The 17,057-nt window shown below is 60.5% G+C and carries 17 protein-coding genes; 14 read left to right on the top strand and 3 right to left on the bottom strand.

Annotated features, from left to right (window positions below; all coding sequences use genetic code 11):
- Positions 1–63: 63 nt before the first annotated feature.
- The 5 genes from glcD (at position 64) to yghX (ending at position 5,272) form a co-directional block, all read left to right on the top strand.
- Positions 64–1,563 (top strand): glycolate oxidase subunit GlcD, encoded by a 1,500-nt coding sequence (gene glcD / locus AC1MDT_RS03880; protein ID WP_480420773.1) that lies wholly within the window; start codon positions 64–66, stop codon positions 1,561–1,563.
- A complete protein-coding gene (gene glcE / locus AC1MDT_RS03875; protein WP_480420772.1) occupies positions 1,563–2,627 on the top strand; it encodes a glycolate oxidase subunit GlcE in 1,065 nt (354 codons plus the stop codon). The genes glcD and glcE overlap by 1 nt, the downstream gene beginning before the upstream one ends.
- Positions 2,628–2,630: 3 nt before the next feature.
- Entirely contained in the window at positions 2,631–3,872 is a 1,242-nt protein-coding gene (gene glcF / locus AC1MDT_RS03870; protein ID WP_480420771.1) for a glycolate oxidase subunit GlcF, read from the top strand.
- Positions 3,869–4,273 (top strand): heme-binding protein, encoded by a 405-nt coding sequence (locus tag AC1MDT_RS03865; RefSeq protein ID WP_480420770.1) that lies wholly within the window; start codon positions 3,869–3,871, stop codon positions 4,271–4,273. Before glcF ends, AC1MDT_RS03865 begins: the two co-directional genes overlap by 4 nt.
- A 111-nt stretch (positions 4,274–4,384) precedes the next feature.
- Positions 4,385–5,272: a YghX family hydrolase gene (yghX, locus tag AC1MDT_RS03860; RefSeq protein ID WP_480420769.1), complete on the top strand. Its 888-nt coding sequence runs from the start codon at positions 4,385–4,387 to the stop codon at positions 5,270–5,272.
- A gap of 43 nt (positions 5,273–5,315) precedes the next feature.
- Here the strand turns inward: yghX and AC1MDT_RS03855 are convergent, their stop codons facing one another.
- From AC1MDT_RS03855 to AC1MDT_RS03845, 3 genes are all read right to left on the bottom strand, one after another.
- Positions 5,316–5,969: a peroxiredoxin gene (locus tag AC1MDT_RS03855; RefSeq protein WP_480420768.1), complete on the bottom strand. Its 654-nt coding sequence runs from the start codon at positions 5,967–5,969 to the stop codon at positions 5,316–5,318.
- Between the two features lie 63 nt (positions 5,970–6,032).
- Positions 6,033–6,545 carry a G/U mismatch-specific DNA glycosylase gene (gene mug, locus AC1MDT_RS03850; protein WP_480422696.1) on the bottom strand — a complete coding sequence of 171 codons (513 nt, stop codon included), beginning with the start codon at positions 6,543–6,545 and terminating at the stop codon, positions 6,033–6,035.
- A gap of 47 nt (positions 6,546–6,592) precedes the next feature.
- Positions 6,593–7,216, bottom strand: a complete 624-nt coding sequence (locus AC1MDT_RS03845; protein WP_480420767.1) for a TetR/AcrR family transcriptional regulator — start codon at positions 7,214–7,216, stop codon at positions 6,593–6,595.
- A 252-nt stretch (positions 7,217–7,468) separates the two neighbouring features.
- On the opposite strand from AC1MDT_RS03845, the gene AC1MDT_RS03840 reads away from it, so the two are divergent.
- From AC1MDT_RS03840 to AC1MDT_RS03800, 9 genes are all read left to right on the top strand, one after another.
- On the top strand, positions 7,469–8,608 hold the full coding sequence (locus tag AC1MDT_RS03840) for an HlyD family secretion protein (protein WP_480420766.1): 1,140 nt from the start codon (positions 7,469–7,471) through the stop codon (positions 8,606–8,608).
- Positions 8,605–10,089 (top strand): DHA2 family efflux MFS transporter permease subunit, encoded by a 1,485-nt coding sequence (locus AC1MDT_RS03835; RefSeq protein WP_480420765.1) that lies wholly within the window; start codon positions 8,605–8,607, stop codon positions 10,087–10,089. Before AC1MDT_RS03840 ends, AC1MDT_RS03835 begins: the two co-directional genes overlap by 4 nt.
- Before the next feature lie 20 nt (positions 10,090–10,109).
- Entirely contained in the window at positions 10,110–11,600 is a 1,491-nt protein-coding gene (locus AC1MDT_RS03830) for an efflux transporter outer membrane subunit (RefSeq protein ID WP_480420764.1), read from the top strand.
- A 31-nt stretch (positions 11,601–11,631) separates the two neighbouring features.
- Positions 11,632–12,582, top strand: coding sequence for an aldo/keto reductase (locus AC1MDT_RS03825; RefSeq protein WP_480420763.1), 951 nt, complete (start codon positions 11,632–11,634; stop codon positions 12,580–12,582).
- Positions 12,583–12,724: 142 nt separating this feature from the next.
- On the top strand, positions 12,725–13,396 hold the full coding sequence (locus AC1MDT_RS03820) for an FCD domain-containing protein (protein ID WP_201112313.1): 672 nt from the start codon (positions 12,725–12,727) through the stop codon (positions 13,394–13,396).
- 114 nt (positions 13,397–13,510) lie between these two features.
- Complete coding sequence (locus AC1MDT_RS03815) at positions 13,511–14,443, top strand: 4-hydroxyproline epimerase (RefSeq protein ID WP_480420762.1); 933 nt, start codon at positions 13,511–13,513, stop codon at positions 14,441–14,443.
- On the top strand, positions 14,440–15,555 hold the full coding sequence (locus tag AC1MDT_RS03810; RefSeq protein ID WP_480420761.1) for an NAD(P)/FAD-dependent oxidoreductase: 1,116 nt from the start codon (positions 14,440–14,442) through the stop codon (positions 15,553–15,555). Before AC1MDT_RS03815 ends, AC1MDT_RS03810 begins: the two co-directional genes overlap by 4 nt.
- On the top strand, positions 15,548–15,784 hold the full coding sequence (locus tag AC1MDT_RS03805) for a (2Fe-2S)-binding protein (protein ID WP_480420760.1): 237 nt from the start codon (positions 15,548–15,550) through the stop codon (positions 15,782–15,784). Before AC1MDT_RS03810 ends, AC1MDT_RS03805 begins: the two co-directional genes overlap by 8 nt.
- Positions 15,781–17,037 carry an FAD-dependent oxidoreductase gene (locus AC1MDT_RS03800; protein WP_480420759.1) on the top strand — a complete coding sequence of 419 codons (1,257 nt, stop codon included), beginning with the start codon at positions 15,781–15,783 and terminating at the stop codon, positions 17,035–17,037. Before AC1MDT_RS03805 ends, AC1MDT_RS03800 begins: the two co-directional genes overlap by 4 nt.
- The last annotated feature ends 20 nt before the right edge of the window (positions 17,038–17,057 follow it).

The raw sequence follows: 17,057 nt of genomic DNA, 5'->3' as shown, positions 1-17,057 counted from the left end.
TACACACACAGCATTACGGGGCTTCGCCCGGGCGTCTCGTGAACGGAGTATCGTAAAGCGACTATGAACATTCTCTACGATGAACGTGTCGACGGTGTCCTGCCCGACGTTGACAAAACCGCGCTATTGCAGGCCTTGCAGGCGCAATGGCCGGATCTGGAAGTTCTGCATCAGCAGGAAGAACTCAGACCGTACGAGTGCGATGGACTCTCCGCGTACCGAACCACACCGATGCTGGTGGTGCTGCCCCGTCGCATCGACCAGGTGCAAGGAGTGCTGCGACTGTGTCACGAACGGCAGGTGCCGGTCGTCGCTCGGGGCGCCGGAACCGGTTTGTCCGGTGGTGCATTGCCACTGGAAAAAGGCGTGCTGCTGGTGATGGTGCGCTTCAACAACATCCTCCACATCGACCCCTCCGCCCGCACGGCGCGGGTCCAGCCGGGGGTGCGCAACTTGGCGATTTCTCAGGCGGCGGCACCGTTTGGTTTGTATTACGCGCCAGATCCCTCCTCGCAGATCGCCTGTTCGATTGGTGGCAATGTCGCGGAAAATGCTGGCGGCGTGCACTGCCTGAAATACGGCCTGACGGTGCATAACCTGCTGAAGATCGAGATCCTGACCGTCGATGGTGAACACCTGACCCTGGGTTCGGACGCGCTCGACGCTCCAGGCTTCGACCTGCTGGCGTTGTTCACCGGCTCCGAAGGCATGCTCGGGGTGATTACCGAAGTCACGGTCAAACTGCTGCCCAAACCGCAGACCGCCAAGGTGTTGCTGGCGGCGTTCGACTCCGTCGAAAAGGCCGGCCGCGCCGTCGGTGACATCATTGCCGCCGGCATCATTCCCGGTGGCCTGGAAATGATGGACAACCTGGCTATTCGTGCCGCTGAAGATTTTGTCCACGCCGGCTATCCAGTCGACGCCGAAGCCATTCTGCTGTGCGAGCTCGATGGCGTTGAAGCCGACGTCTTTGATGACTGCGACCGCGTGCGGCAGGTACTGGAACAGGCCGGCTGCACCGAAGTGCGCCAGGCCCGCGATGAGGCTGAACGCGTGCGCTTTTGGGCCGGACGCAAGAATGCTTTCCCGGCGGTGGGTCGCCTCTCGCCGGATTATTACTGCATGGACGGCACGATCCCGCGCCGTGAGTTGCCCGGTGTGCTGCATGCCATCGCCACCTTGTCGGCCAAGTACGACCTGCGGGTGGCCAACGTTTTTCACGCGGGCGACGGCAACATGCACCCGTTGATTCTGTTCGATGCCAACCAACCGGGTGAGCTCGATCGCGCCGAAGCCCTGGGCGGTAAAATCCTCGAATTGTGCGTGAAGGTCGGGGGCAGCATCACCGGTGAGCACGGTGTTGGACGCGAGAAGATCAATCAGATGTGCGCACAGTTCAACAGCGATGAATTGACCGTATTCCATGCCGTCAAAGCCGCCTTCGACCCGAGTGGCTTGCTCAACCCCGGCAAGAACATTCCGACGCTGCACCGCTGCGCCGAATTTGGCGCCATGCACATTCACCTCGGTCAGATGCCCCACCCTGATCTGGAGCGTTTCTGATGCAACGTGAACGGGATATCGATGACAGCGCTGCCCTGCTGGAGCAGGTCAACCAGGCGCTGGAAAACGCCACGCCGCTGCGCATCCAGGGTTCCAACAGCAAGGCGTTTCTGGGGCGCATCGTCGCCGGTGAAGTCCTCGACACACGCGCTCACCGAGGCATCGTCAGCTACGACCCGACCGAACTGGTGATCACCGCACGCTGCGGCACGCCATTGGCAGAGCTTGCTGAAGTGCTGGACGCGGCGCAGCAGATGTTACCGTGTGAACCGCCCGCCTTTGGTGACGGTGCCACCGTCGGCGGGATGATTGCCTGCGGGCTGTCGGGACCTCGGCGGCCCTGGGCAGGCTCCGTGCGCGACTTCGTCCTCGGAACACGCGTCATCACCGGCCACGGCAAGCAGTTGCGCTTCGGTGGCGAGGTCATGAAAAACGTCGCCGGCTACGACCTGTCGCGCCTGATGACCGGCAGCTACGGTTCCCTTGGTGTCATTACCGAGGTCTCACTCAAGGTCCTGCCCAAACCACGTCAATCCTTGAGCATCAGCCTGGACATGGACAGTGATCGCGCCTTGCTGCGCCTAGCGGAATGGGGCCAGCAACCGCTGCCGATCAGCGCTGCGTGCCACGACGGGCAGCGCCTGCATCTGCGACTTGAGGGTGGCGAAGGCTCGGTGTCAGCGGCGCATGACCGTTTGGGCGGCGAGCTACTGGACGATTCGTACTGGGATGATCTCAATGAGCATCGGTTGAGCTTCTTCGATGAGGATCAACCCCTGTGGCGCCTGTCGCTACCGCACAACACTGCGCGGCTTTCCCTGCCCGGCCGGCAACTGATCGATTGGGGCGGTGCGCAGCGCTGGCTCAAATCAAATGCAGAAGCCGCGTTCATCCGCCAAGTCGTGGAGGACGTCGGCGGGCATGTGACCTGCTACAGCCACGGGCTGATCGACAGTCCTTTCCAACCGCTGTCGCCCGCGCTGTTGCGTTATCACCAGAACTTGAAGCATCAACTCGACCCACAGGGCATCTTCAACCCCGGGCGCCTGTACGCGGAGCTTTGAAGCATGCAGACGACCCTGAGTGAACGCGCCCGCCAACTGCCTCGAGCCGCAGAAGCCGAAAGCATTCTGCGTACTTGCGTGCATTGTGGTTTCTGCAATGCCACCTGCCCGACCTATCAACTGCTGGGCGATGAACTGGACGGGCCACGGGGCCGTATCTACCTGATCAAGCAAGTACTGGAGGGTCACGAGGTCACTCAGAAAACCCAGCAGCATCTTGATCGCTGTCTGACCTGTCGCAATTGTGAAACCACCTGCCCCTCTGGGGTCGACTATCACAACTTGCTCGACATCGGCCGCGCGGTGGTGGATGCCGCGGTGCCACGCCCACTCGGCCAGCGACTATTGCGCGAGGGGTTGCGCGCGGTCGTCCCCAACCCGGAGCTGTTCAGGAGGCTGGTCGGCAGCGGGCAGGTTTTCCGGGCATTTTTACCCAACACCCTGCAAATCAAATTGCCGCGCACCGTGTATCCGGCAAAGCCGCGTCCAGCCCTTCGGCATGCCCGGCACGTGTTGATGCTCGAGGGCTGCGTGCAACCGAGTTTGTCGCCCAATACCAACGCGGCCACCGCGCGTGTCCTGGATCGACTGGGAATCAGCGTGATCCCGACTCGCGAGGCCGGTTGCTGTGGCGCCGTGGATTATCACCTGGATGCTCAGGCCGCCGGCCTTGACCGTGCCCGCCGCAATATCGACGCCTGGTGGCCGAGCATCGAACAAGGTGCCGAGGCGATTGTGCAAACCGCCAGCGGCTGTGGTGCGTTTATCAAAGACTATGGTCACTTGCTCCGCACCGACCCGGCGTATGCCGATAAGGCGAAAAGGGTCAGTGCGCTGGCCAGGGACCTGGTTGAAGTGCTGCGCGAGGAGCCACTTGAAAAGCTCGGCGTCCACAGCGGTCAACGCCTGGCCTTCCATTGCCCTTGCACGTTGCAGCACGCGCAAAAGCTCGGCGGCGCGGTCGAGGCGTTACTGACGAGTCTGGGGTTCAATCTCACGTTCGTTCCTGACAGCCACCTGTGTTGCGGTTCGGCGGGCACCTATTCGCTGACCCAGCCCGAACTGTCCCGGCAACTGCGCGACAACAAACTCAATGCACTGGAAAGCGGACATCCCGACGTCATTGTCACGGCCAACATCGGCTGTCAGTCCCACCTCGACGGCGCAGGCCGAACGCCGGTCCGGCACTGGATCGAACTGGTCGAAGCCGCGTTGCCCTCACCGAGCACTGGAGAATTCCCATGAACAGTAAACCCGTACTGAGCCAGATCGAAGTCAGCCAGATTCTCGCAGCCGCCCGCTGCGAAGCGCAAAACAATCAATGGGCTGTGACCATCGTGATTGTCGATGACGGCGGCCATCCCCTGGCCCTTGAACGCCTCGACGGTTGCGCCGCTTCCAGCGCCTACATCGCCACCGAAAAAGCGCGCACTTCCGCGCTGGGCCGGCGGGAGTCCAAAGGCTATGAAGAGATGGTCAATGGCGGGCGATTCGCCTTTCTGTCAGCGCCGTTGCTGACCTCTCTGGAAGGTGGTGTGCCGATCATCGTCGACGGCCAGGTGATCGGCGCGGTCGGCGTGTCCGGCGTCAAGGCCGAGCAGGATGCACAAGTGGCCAAGGCTGGGGCGCAATGCCTGAACGGTTGAATCGCGTGAGGCGCAGAACCTGATCCAACTCAAAAATACCCGTATATGAGCCACAAGATGCCTTTGTTACTCATATATAGGTAAAGAATGGCCCAGAGAGGACACGCATAAATGCCCCGTCTCACTGCGAAAGACTTTGCCCCGGAACTGCTGGAGCTCTACGACTACTACGCCCACGGCAAGATCAATCGGCGGGAATTTCTCGACCGGGCGGCATTGTTCACGTTGGGCGGTTTGACGGCCAGCGCGTTGCTCGCAGCCCTCAGTCCGAACTATGCAATGGCCGAGCAAGTTGAATTTACCGACCCGGACATCCTTCCTGAGTACATCACCTATCCCTCACCCAAGGGCAACGGACAGGTTCGTGGTTACCTGGTGCGCCCGGCGAAAGCCACCGGCAAAGTGGCGGCCGTGGTGGTCGTGCATGAAAACCGCGGGCTCAATCCTTACATAGAGGACGTCGCCCGGCGTTTGGCCAAGGCCGGTTTCATCGCCCTCGCCCCCGATGGCCTGACCTCGGTTGGCGGCTATCCGGGCAATGACGACAAAGGCCGGGCGCTACAAGAGACCGTCAATCCTGAAAAGCTCATGAATGATTTTTTTGCCGCCATCGAGTGGTTGATGGAACACGACGCGACCACCGGCAAAGTCGGCATCACCGGGTTCTGCTATGGCGGCGGCGTCACCAATGCTGCGGCCGTGGCCTATCCGGAACTGGGTGCCGCGGTGTCCTTTTATGGCCGACAGCCTGAGGCCAAGGATGTCGCCCGAATCAAGGCGCCCCTCATGCTTCACTACGGCGAACTGGACACGCGTATCAACGAAGGGTGGCCCGCCTTTGAGCAGGCCTTGAAAGCGGCGGGCAAGACCTACGAAGCCTACATCTACCCTGGCGCCAATCATGGTTTCCATAACGACTCCACACCTCGATACGACGAGGCGGCAGCCAAACTGGCTTGGGACCGCACGCTGGGGTGGTTTCGGCGCTACCTCGTCTAGACGGTCACCCTGTCGAACACACTACAGGGTGACCATTGATGGGTTACTTCGGCTGCGCCACGGTGCGCAAATAGGGTTTCACCGTTTTGAAGCCTTGCGGGTACTTCTTCCTGGCGTCCTCATCCGATACCGACGTGGGAATGATGACGTCGTCGCCCGGACGCCAGTTCACCGGCGTAGCGACTGTATGCTTGGCGTTCAATTGCAGAGCGTCGAGCAGCCGCAAGACTTCATCGAAGTTGCGCCCGGCACTCATTGGATAGATCAGCATCGCCTTGACCTTCTTGTCCGGGCCGATGATGAATACCGAACGCACTGTGGCATTGTCCACAGCGGTGCGCGCGCCGCCACTGGCATTCGGGTGGATCATGTCGTAGAGCTTCGCCACCACCAGATTATCGTCGCCGATCATGGGGTAGTTGACCGCATGGCCCTGGGTTTCTTCGATGTCATCAGCCCAGGCTTTGTGATTACTGACAGGGTCAACACTGAGCCCGACGATCTTGGTGTTGCGTTTGTCGAACTCCGGCTTGAGTCCGGCCATGTAACCCAGTTCAGTGGTACATACCGGTGTGAAGTCCTTCGGATGCGAAAACAGAATGGCCCACTTGTCGCCAATCCACTCGTGAAAGTGGAGCGGGCCCTCGGTACTTTCGGCGGTGAAATCCGGGGCTTCATCGCCAATGCGAATGGTCATAATTGATCTCCTTTCAGTGACTGATAAGGACGCTGTGTCTGCGTTGTGTCTAGTCAACGCGGATCAGTATAGGAGAGGCGCTGGAAAAGGCTGAGAAACGGACGCGAGGTGCAGGTGCGAATGGAGTTTCCGGTACGCGTCGACCAGTTGATCCAACGTAAACGCACGATTTCGCCCGCTCGGGTTGGGCAGCACCCATACTGAAGCATTGCCAAACGTCGTTGGCTGAAGCCCCCACGGAACCTCTCGCTGACCGGACAACGCGCAATACGCCGCTTTACCGAGAAACGCCACGAAGCGTGGCGCATAGCGCGCGATCTTGTGTTCAAAATCCGCAGCGGCAGCCATGAATTCATGTAATGACAACTGATCCGCTCGCGCCGTAGGCCGTTCCACCACGGCCGTTAATCCACACCGATACTGCAAGATCGTCCGATCGTTTTCCGGGAGTATTTCCTCGGGGGTAAAACCGGCGAGATGGAGTGTGCGCCAGAAGCGATTGCCTCTGCCCGCAAAGTGATGGCCTTGGGTGGCCGCCATCACGCCCGGGTTAATGCCACAGAAAATCACGGCCAGTTACTCAGCCAGAATATCGTCGAGTTTTTCTTCCACCCTAAAACCTCTCAACCACAGATTACGCTGACCGCATTGCGTGCAAGCTCGGTTAATTCAGCGCGGGATTTGCCCGCCCGGGCACGTATCGAAATGCTATGCAGCAGGGAGGACGCGAGTACAGCCAGGGCCGCCGGATCCACGTCGCTTTTCAACTCGCCGGAATCGACGGCCGCTCGCAGGCGCGTTTCGAGATCGCTATCGAGCCGGCTCAGCCGATCAGAAAGCACTTCTCGTATTGCAGAATCCTCGACGGCTTCGGTTGTCGCCGTGCCGATCGCAAAGCAGCCGCGCGGCTGGCCTTCTCCCGAAAAATAAATCGACAGCTGCCCTTCATAGAAACGCATCAACGCCTGGCTCAAGGTCAACTCGTGGTCCATCAACGCCTCATGCATGTCAGCCGCCGCAAACTCCCAATACTGCTCCAGCGCTTTGATGTAGAGCGCATGTTTGTCGCCGAATGCCGCATAGAGGCTAGGGCGATTCATACCGGCCGCCGTAGCGATGCTGTCCAGGGAAGCGCCGGAATAGCCGGTACTCCAAAACACACCAAGCGCTTGCTGCAGCGCTGTCTGCGGGTCATACGCGCGAGGGCGGCCGCGGCCTTTTCCCTCTGCAATCTTTTTTTGTGCCATGTTGTACAAAATCCTTGAATGGAGGTGGGTGCGGGGATATTCTTACACCATCGCACAAAATTAAGGAACCAAAAATTCCTTGATTTACGGTTTGTTGAAGCGGAGCTCGAACTGAGTGTTGCGGCGACGAAACAGGTGCGGCGGAGCGATCCTCTTGGCCGCGCTCGGGCTTGATTCCTCACAGCAACTATTGACGTCAACGCCGCAGGCGAATTCTGCGGGCACGACTCCCGGTTAAAGGTGTATTCGATCATGACTAAACCGTTCGACATCCCAGCTTCGCAGACCTTCGAACACCCCGTGCCGAACCCGCCTGGCGCGCCGTTCAAGAAACCGCTCAAAGAGAAACTGCGACCCTTCCTTATCGTCGGTTTGCCGGTGCTCTTCGCAGCGGTCGGCTACAGCCACTATCAGGCAGGCGCAGCTATTGTTTCGACCGATAACGCCTACGCCCGAGTGGCGAAAGCTTCGATCAACGCGCGCATTTCCGGACAAGTCGTCGAAATCGCGGTTGAGGACAACCAGCCGGTTCGCAAAGGCCAGGTGTTGTTCCGGATCGATCCGAAACCCTTGCAGATCGCCGTTAACCGCGCAGAAGCCCAACTGAACGTTGCACGGCTGCGCATCGATGGACTCAAGGCCAGTTACCGCCAGCAACAGGCCGAACTGCAATCGGCCAAAGAGTCGGCCGATTTCGACCAACGGGAATTTGGCCGCAAGAAAGCGCTGGTCGCGACCGAGTTCGTCTCGCGTGCCGTTTACGAACGCGCCGACACTGATCTTAAAGTGTCGCGGCAACGAATCGCGTCGATCGAGCAGCAGATCGCGAGCACGGTCGTTGCATTGAACGGCAATCCAAACATCGAAGCCGATACTCACCCGACGGTTCGCGAGGCCAAGGCCCAACTCGACGAGGCGCAACTCTACCTCTCGTACACAACGGTCTATGCGCCGGACGATGGCATCGTGGCCAAGGTCGACGATTTGCAGGTTGGCAACTACGTCAACAACGGCGCGCCTGCCTTTGCGCTGCTGTCCGCTCGCGAGATTTGGGTGGAGGCCAACTTCCGTGAAACGGAGGTGACGCACATGCGTCCAGGCCAGGAAGCGACCATCAGCATCGATACGTACCCTGATCACGTATTCAAAGCCCACGTGACCAGCATGAGCCCAGGTGCAGGATCGGACTTCGCCCTGCTGCCACCAGAAAACGCGACCGGCAACTGGGTCAAGGTGGTTCAGCGGGTTCCGGTCCGACTCGAACTCGATGAGACCGACCCTGCCCTGCCCCTTTTCTCGGGCACCAGCGCCACCGTCAAGGTGGATACCGGGTATCAGACGCCTTGGTGGCACCCGCTCAAAGCCTTGTTGACTGCCGGTAACGACCGATGAACGCCCAACTTGCCGGACCTCAAGGCCCGGGGACATTAAGGTTCGCCGCGCTGCTCGCGACCTACATGCAGTCGGCGAACCTGCCGCTGCCGAACGCGGTGCTCAGGTCTATTCAGGGCAGTACGTCGATGACCGACGACCAGGCTGGCTGGGTTTTCACCTCGTACCTCGCGGCGAGTGCGATCACCATGCCGATTGCGCAATGGCTTGCCGGACGCTATGGCCTGAAGCGGGTTTATCAAGCCGCGCTGGCCTTCTTCGTCCTGGGTTTGCTCCTGGCAACGCTGGCAACGACGCCGCTGGAGTTCATCGGTGCGCGCATTGTTCAAGGCCTCGCCAGTGGCGTGCTGGCCCCCCTTTCAATGGCGATTTCAATGGAGACATTGCCACTGGAGAAGCGTGCGAAGTTTGGCGCGACATGGACGGCAATCGTGCTCTTCGGCATCGTCAGCGGCCCAAGCATCGGGGGTTGGGTCAGCGAACATTTCGTATGGCGCACGATTTTCTACATCAGCGTTCCGCTGTCGGCGTTTATCTTTCTGGTGATGGCGCTGTTGCTCGCTGAAAAAAAGGCCGAGAAACGTCCCTCGTTCGACTTCTTCGGCTTTGGCAGCTTCACGCTGGCATTGATCAGCCTGCAAATGTTGCTCGACCGTGGTGAACGCCTGGACTGGTTTTCCTCGACCGAGATCTGCCTGGAAGCAATAGGCTGTGCACTCGGGTTCTACCTGTTTGCCGTGCATGTGCTGACCACCAAGGTGCATTTCCTCAACAAGCGTTTGTTCAACGACCGCAACTTCGTGCTGTCGACGGTCATCTTTTTCGCCGTGGGTTTCGTGCTGTTATCGACCATGGCCCTGACGTCACCCATGCTGGACGAGATTCTCGGCTACCCGCCTGACATCACAGGTTCCCTGACGATACCGCGCGGTGTGGGACTGGTCGGTGCGTTCCTGCTGATGGGCCGTGTACCCGAGCGCTTCGACCGCCGGCTGTTCGTGGCGGCAGGCGTCGCCGTGGTGATTTATGCCAACTGGCTGATGCTCGGCTATTCGCCGTTGATGGACTGGACGCCCGTCGCGGTGGCCGGTGCGATCCAGGGCATTGGCATCGGCATCTTGATGCCCTCACTGACCAAGGTCGCCTTCAGCACGCTCGACCCCACATTACGCCCGGAAGGCACCGGTTTTTTCAATCTGTCACGGGTGTACGGAAGCACCCTGGGTGTTGCGATTGTGCAACTGTTCTTCTTCAACAATACCCAAGCGATGCACATGACGCTGGCCAGCAATCTGACGCCGTATCGCACCGCTGCGCATTCCGTGCCGACGTCGCTGCAAGCACTGGCGGGACTCAACGAAATGATCACCGGCCAGGCGGCTTTTATCGCGGTGATCGACCAATTCAAGATTTTGATGTTCGCGATGCTGGTGGTGAGCCCACTGGTGATCTTTCTTCGCAAGCCCGTTCCGACCAACTAGTTATCGTGGAGTTTGCCAAAATGAAATCCAATGCGCTCTTCATCAACAGACAGCTGTTCAAAACCACATTCGGTGCGGTATCGGCGCTAGTGTTCCTGACCGCCTGTACCGTCGGCCCCGACTATCAAATGCCCGCACCGAGCCTGTCGCAACACTACGACCAACAGGCCGAGCAGCGCCTCGACCAAGGCGGCAACAAGCCGGGTGAACAACACATTGAGCTTGGCAAGAAGGTCAGCGGTGACTGGTGGACGGCCTTCCATTCGCCGAAGCTCGACAAGGTTGTACGTCGCGCCATTGAAGGCAATCTTGAACTCGTGGCCGCGGACGCAACGATCCGCCAAGCGGCCTCCTCCGTCGCCGCGGCGGAAGGTGCGCTGTATCCGCAGGTCGACTTTGGCGCGACGGCCGGCCGCCAACGGGTACACAACGCAAAAGAGCCTTCGATCACCAATTTCTACGCGATCGGACCGCGGGTCGGTTTCGACCTTGATGCGTTCGGTGGTAACAAGCGCCTGGTCGAACAGCAGGAAGCGTTTACCGATCTGCAGAAGCATCGCTACGACGCGGCGTACCTGACCCTGACGGGTAATGTGGCCAGTCAGGCGTTGTTGGTTGCCTCTGCAAATGCGCAGATGGCAGCCGTCGAAAAGCTGCTCGCCAATGACACAAAAAACCTCGACCTCGTGCGCATGGCCCACATCAATGGCACCACCACGCAGATCGATGTTTCGCTGGCCCAGACCCGGCTCGCGCAGGACCGCACGCTGCTGCCGCCCCTGGCCCAGCAGCGTGATGCGGCACGCCATGCGTTATCGATTCTCACGGGTAAAGGCCCGGGTGACTGGATCGCGCCTGACTTCGATTTTGCCGAGTTTGTATTGCCGGCAAACGTGCCCGTCAGTTTGCCATCGGAAATGGCTCACGGCCGGCCGGACGTCCTGCAAGCAGAAGCGGAACTGCACATGACCAGCGCAGCCGTTGGCGTCGCAACCGCGAACCTCTATCCCCACGTAACGCTGTCCGCGTCGTTTTTACAGGCCGCTTCCGGCAATGGCGGCGCCGCGCTCTTGGGCTTCGCTGCGGGGCTGGCGGGTCCGATCTTCGATGGCGGAACACTCAAGGCTGAACGTCAGGCTGCCGTCGACGGCTACAAGGCGACGCTCGCTGGCTACCAGCAGACCGTCATTAGCTCGTTCGGCCAGGTCGCCGACTCGTTGCAGGCGATCAACCATGACGCTGAAGAAAACCTGGCGCAGGAGGACGCGTTACGCGCTGCCGAAACCAGTTTGCACTTGAACCAGCAAGCTTATGCGCAAGGCGAAAACAGCATTCTCCAGGTGCTGGAGACGGAACGCGCCTATGAGCAAGCGTTACTGGGCCAGATCAAAGTGAAGACCGCGCAGTACCTGGACACCGTGCAGTTGTATGTGGCACTCGGAGGTAATTCGGTCGGCGCGTTCGAGCAAAGAGTGGCCGCTCGCGACGAACAGAAACCTTTATATCAATAGCGGCTGCGGCCCCGGACATTGGAGTAAAGACATGCCATACGAATCATTCTACGACGCGCTTCGCGACACGAAATTTCCGCTGAACCATGGCGCCGGTGAAATGCCGGCCGTTGGATTTGGCACACTGTTCCGCGATCCAGGCGTCACCACACAAGCGGTCAAGGACGCGCTGAAAGTCGGGTTTCGCCATTTCGATTGTGCCGAGCGTTATCGAAATGAAGAACAGGTCGGCGTTGCTCTTCACGAGGTTCTGGCAGCAGGAAAGGTCCGCCGGGAGGACGTATTCATCACCTCGAAACTGTGGAATACCAACCATCGTCCCGAGCGTGTCCAACCTGCGTTTGAGGCCAGTTGCCGACGGCTTCAGGTTGACTACATCGATTGCTACCTGATCCATACGCCTTTTGCCTTTCAACCCGGCGACAACCAGGACCCGAGAGACGAACAGGGTCAAGTCATCTACGACTCAGGCGTGACGTTAATAGAAACCTGGCGGGCGCTGGAGCGTCTCGTGGATGAAGGCCGGTGCAAGGCCATAGGTTTGTCTGATATCACGTTGGAGCGTTTACGAGAGATCGTGGCAGTGGCACGGATAAAACCCGCCGTCGTGCAGGTCGAGTCCCACCCTTATCTACCAGAATGGGAACTGCTGGAGTTTTGCAAACAGCATGGAATCATCGTCCTTGCGTTTGCGCCACTCGGCCATGGCATGGAGCCGAATGTACTGGCAGACCCGGTGATTACACAGATCGCGCAACGCCTGCAGAAGACTCCGGCTCAAGTGGCGTTGGCCTGGGCTGTACAGCGAGGAGTCGCGTTCCTGACCACGTCTGCAACCCTGAGCCACATCCGGGAAAACGTTGATATTTCAACCCTGCCACATAGGGCCATGGATGAAATCAAACAAGAGATTACGACCAGAATACGATTCAACTCGGTGGTGGAAACGGGTGTGCCCGGATTTATTCCACGCAAGAAGTAACTCTGTCGCTCAGAGCGGCAGCTTTACGGCGGCCGCACGACAACCAACGTTTCCAAGGCTGTCTTCAGTCTGGATGCAGTGAAAGGAACACCAGGACAATTTCGTATACCATATCGCTAACTCATTCCGAACGATCGCCGCCGTGACCCTACCCAAATTCAATGCTCCAGACCTTGGCAATGCGCCTTCGACGTCGGAAATCATCACCCGTCATCTGCGGGACGCTATCGTCGCCGGGCATTTTGCCGAGGACGAGCCGATTCGGCAGGACGACATCGCCCGTCAGTTCAACGTCAGCAAGATCCCGGTGCGCGAGGCACTCAAGCGCCTGGAGGCCGAAGGCCTGGTAATGTTCCAGCGCAATCGCGGGGCGATGGTGACGCGAGTGTCCGATGCGGAACTGGCGCAGATGTTTGAAGTACGCATGTTGCTCGAAGACAAAGTGCTGCGCCTGGCCATTCCCAACATGACTGAAGAAACCTTCGCCCGTGCCGAACGCATCTGCCAGGAGTTCATTGGCGAAGATGACGTGGGACGCTGGGCCGAGCTCAACTGGGAACTGCACGCCTGCCTGTACGAACCGGCGCAACGGCCGTTTCTGGTGGGCCTGATCCGCTCGGTCAACGATAAGCTGGAGCGCTACCTGCGCATGCAGATGAGCCTCTCGGCCGGCAAGGATCGCGCCGATCATGAACACCGGGAAATCCTTGCAGCCTGTCGCGCCGGCGATGTGGACCTGGCGGTAAAGCTGCTCGACGAGCACATTGCCGGGGTCTGCAAGACACTGTTCGAGCACCTGCCTCACCCTCACTGACAGTGCAGCGCACTGTGCCGATTTCGTCATCGGTACTGGATAAAACCATCAAGCCGGCAAGCCCCGGCACAGGCCACTCTTTCGTTCACTCATCTGAACGGACGTGGCCATCTTATGAAACGCATCAGCGTGATCGACTCCCACACCGGCGGCGAACCGACCCGCCTGGTGACAGCCGGTTTTCCTGACTTGGGCAGCGGCAGCATGGCCGAACGTCGACAGCGACTGGCCGAACATCATGACCAATGGCGCGCCGCGTGTGTGCTTGAACCACGGGGTAGCGACGTACTGGTCGGCGCCCTGCTCTGTGAGCCGGTGGACCCGTCGGCCTGTGCCGGGGTGATTTTCTTCAACAACAGTGGCTACCTCGGCATGTGCGGCCACGGCACCATCGGCCTGGTGGCTTCGCTGGCGCACTTGGGCAAGATCGGCCCCGGCGTGCACAGCATCGAGACACCGGTGGGCACGGTCCAGGCGACACTGCACGAAGACCATTCGGTGAGCGTACGCAACGTACCGGCCTATCGTTACCACAAGGCGCTGGTACTTGAAGTGCCAGGTATCGGCCAAGTAGTGGGCGATATTGCCTGGGGGGGTAACTGGTTTTTCCTGATCGCCGAGCACGGTTTGCGGGTGGCCGGCGACAACCTCGATGCATTGACCGCGTATTCCTTTGCCGTGCAGCAAGCACTGGACGTACAGGGGATTCGTGGCGACGACGACGGGCTGATCGACCACGTCGAGCTGTTCGCGGATGACGAGCAGGCCGATAGCCGTAACTTCGTCCTCTGTCCCGGCAAAGCCTACGACCGTTCGCCCTGCGGCACCGGCACCAGCGCCAAACTGGCGTGCCTGGCGGCCGACGACAAGTTGCAACCGGGACAGATCTGGCGTCAGGCCAGCGTCATTGGCAGCGAGTTCGAGGGTTCCTACGAACTTCAGGGCGAGCGCATCGTGCCGACCATTCGTGGACGCGCCTACATCAGTGCCGAAGCCAGCCTGATCATCGAACAGGACGACCCGTTTGCCTGGGGCATTCGCCCATGAACGAAGGCCTGGTGGCCGATGTGATCGTGATCGGCGCCGGCATTGTCGGCGCTGCCTGTGCCCAGGCGTTGGCATTGCGTGGCTTGCGCGTGCTGGTGCTGGATGCCGGGTTGCCCGGCGCTACGGCCGCGGGCATGGGTCACCTGCTGGTCCTGGACGACAACCCGGCCGAGCTGGCACTCAGTCAATATTCCCTGCAACGCTGGCGCGAACTGGCGCCGGACCTGCCCGACGGCTGCGCCTACCGCAGCAACGGCACACTCTGGCTGGCGGCCAATAGCGAAGAAATGGCGGTGGCCCACAGCAAATACCTGAACCTTCAAGCCCAAGGCGTCACCTGCGAGCTGATCGCCGGCCGTGCTTTGCGCGAGCGCGAACCGGAGTTGAACGAGGGCTTGGAAGGTGGCTTATTGATTAATGGCGACGGCATTCTGTATGCCCCCGCGACCGCCAACTGGATGCTCGAAACACCGAACATCAGCCAGCGCCGGGTGCGGGTCAGCGAAGTCGATGGCGACCGTGTGCGCCTCGATAACGGCCAGTGGTTGAGGGCGGAAGCGGTGATTCTGGCCAACGGCATTCAGGCCAACGATCTATGCCCGGAACTGCCGATCGAGCCGAAGAAAGGCCATTTGCTGATCACTGACCGCTACCCCGGAAAAGTCACCCACACCCTGGTGGAGCTCGGTTACGTCACCAGTGCCCACAACGCTACAGGCCCTTCGACGGCGTGCAATATTCAGCCTCGGCCGACCGGCCAATTATTCATTGGCGCCTCCCGGCAATTCGGCACCACCGACCCGCAGGTTGAAGGCTGGATGCTCGCAAAAATGCTCAGGCGCGCCACCGAGTACATGCCAGGTCTGGCGCAACTCAATGGCATCCGCGCCTGGACCGGTTTTCGCGCCGCCAGCCCCGACGGCTTGCCGCTGGTGGGCCAACACCCGCAACGCAAAGGCCTGTGGTTGGCGGTTGGCCACGAGGGGTTGGGCGTTACCACGGCCCCCGGCACGGCTGATTTGCTGGTCGCGCAACTGTTCAACGAAACGCCGCCGCTGGCTGCGCAACCTTATCTGCCACAGCGTTTTCTCGGAGAACCTGCCTATGCCTGAATTGATGCTGGACGGCCGTGCCCTGCGCGTTGTCGAAGGCACCAGTGTCGCCGCTGCGCTGGCCCTGGGTGGCGACGGTTGCAGTCGAACCTCGGTCAGTGGCCAACGCCGCGCACCGCTATGCGGCATGGGCATTTGCCAGGAATGCCGGGTGACCATCGACGGTCGACTGCGCCTGGCCTGCCAGACGCTGTGCCGTGACGGCATGCAGGTGGAGACGCGCCCATGAGCGAATACGCCGACTTGCTGATCATCGGTGCCGGTCCTGCCGGCATGGCCGCCGCGCTCGCCGCAGCGCCAAGCGGTGCACGCATCGTCCTGCTCGACGACAACCCGTTGCCGGGCGGGCAAATCTGGCGCGACGGGCCTCAGGCCAAGCTGCCAAAACAGGCACGCCAGATGCGCGAGCGGCTGGAGGCGTGCAGCAACATTCGCTGCCATGCCGGCACCCGCGTGATCGCCAGTGCCGCACCGAAACAACTGCTGGTTGAAGACGCCGAGCGCGGTTGGCTGATCGCTTACGACAAACTGATTCTGTGCACCGGCGCCCGCGAGTTGCTGCTGCCCTTCCCCGGCTGGACGCTGCCTGGCGTAACCGGCGCAGGCGGCCTTCAGGCACTGATCAAGGGCGGTCTTGCGGTGCAAGATGAACGATTGGTCATCGCCGGCAGTGGACCGTTGCTCCTGGCGAGCACCGCCACCGCAAAACACCATGGCGCGAAAATCCTGCGCATCGCCGAACAAGCCTCTACCGTCGCTGTCGCCGGTTTCGCCGCAAAATTGCCACGCTGGCCCAACAAACTGATGCAGTCGTTCACCTTGTTCGACCGCCATTACCGCACCGCGACCTACGTGCTGGCCGCCCTGGGAACTGAGCGGCTGGAGGGTGTGCGTCTGCAACAGCAAGGCAACATCATCGAACTGGAATGTGATCGCCTGGCCTGTGGCTTTGGCCTGATCCCCAACACGCAACTTGGCCAGGCCCTGGGCTGTCATCTGGACGGCCAGGCACTTGCCGTGGATGCCTGGCAAACCACAAGCCGCACCGATCACTACGCGGCAGGTGAATGCACCGGGTTCGGTGGCAGTGAACTGGCGGTGGTCGAAGGCGCGATTGCCGGCCATGCGGCCGTCGATGAACGCCAGGCGGCACGAGCTTTATGGCCGCGTCGTGCGCGCTGGCAGGGTTTCGCCAACGCCCTGAATTCCGCGTTTGTCCTCGACCCGCAACTCAAGTCACTGGCGCAGGCCGACACCCTGGTGTGCCGTTGCGAAGACGTGCCCTACGCGGCACTGACCGGGCACACTGACTGGCGCGCAGCCAAACTGGCCAGTCGTTGCGGCATGGGCGCCTGTCAGGGGCGGGTGTGTGGCGGCGCCTTGCAGCACCTGTTCGGCTGGCAACCTTCGGCGCCACGCCCACCGTTCAGCCCGGCGCGAATCGAGACATTGATGTGCCTGGACGACACCCCGCCGGTTTGAATACCGGGCCAGGGCTTTCG

This window comes from Pseudomonas sp. ASL7 (assembly GCF_056680375.1).
The sequence above is the reverse complement of the archived record's forward strand: the minus strand, read 5'-3'. Positions and strand labels throughout refer to the sequence as shown.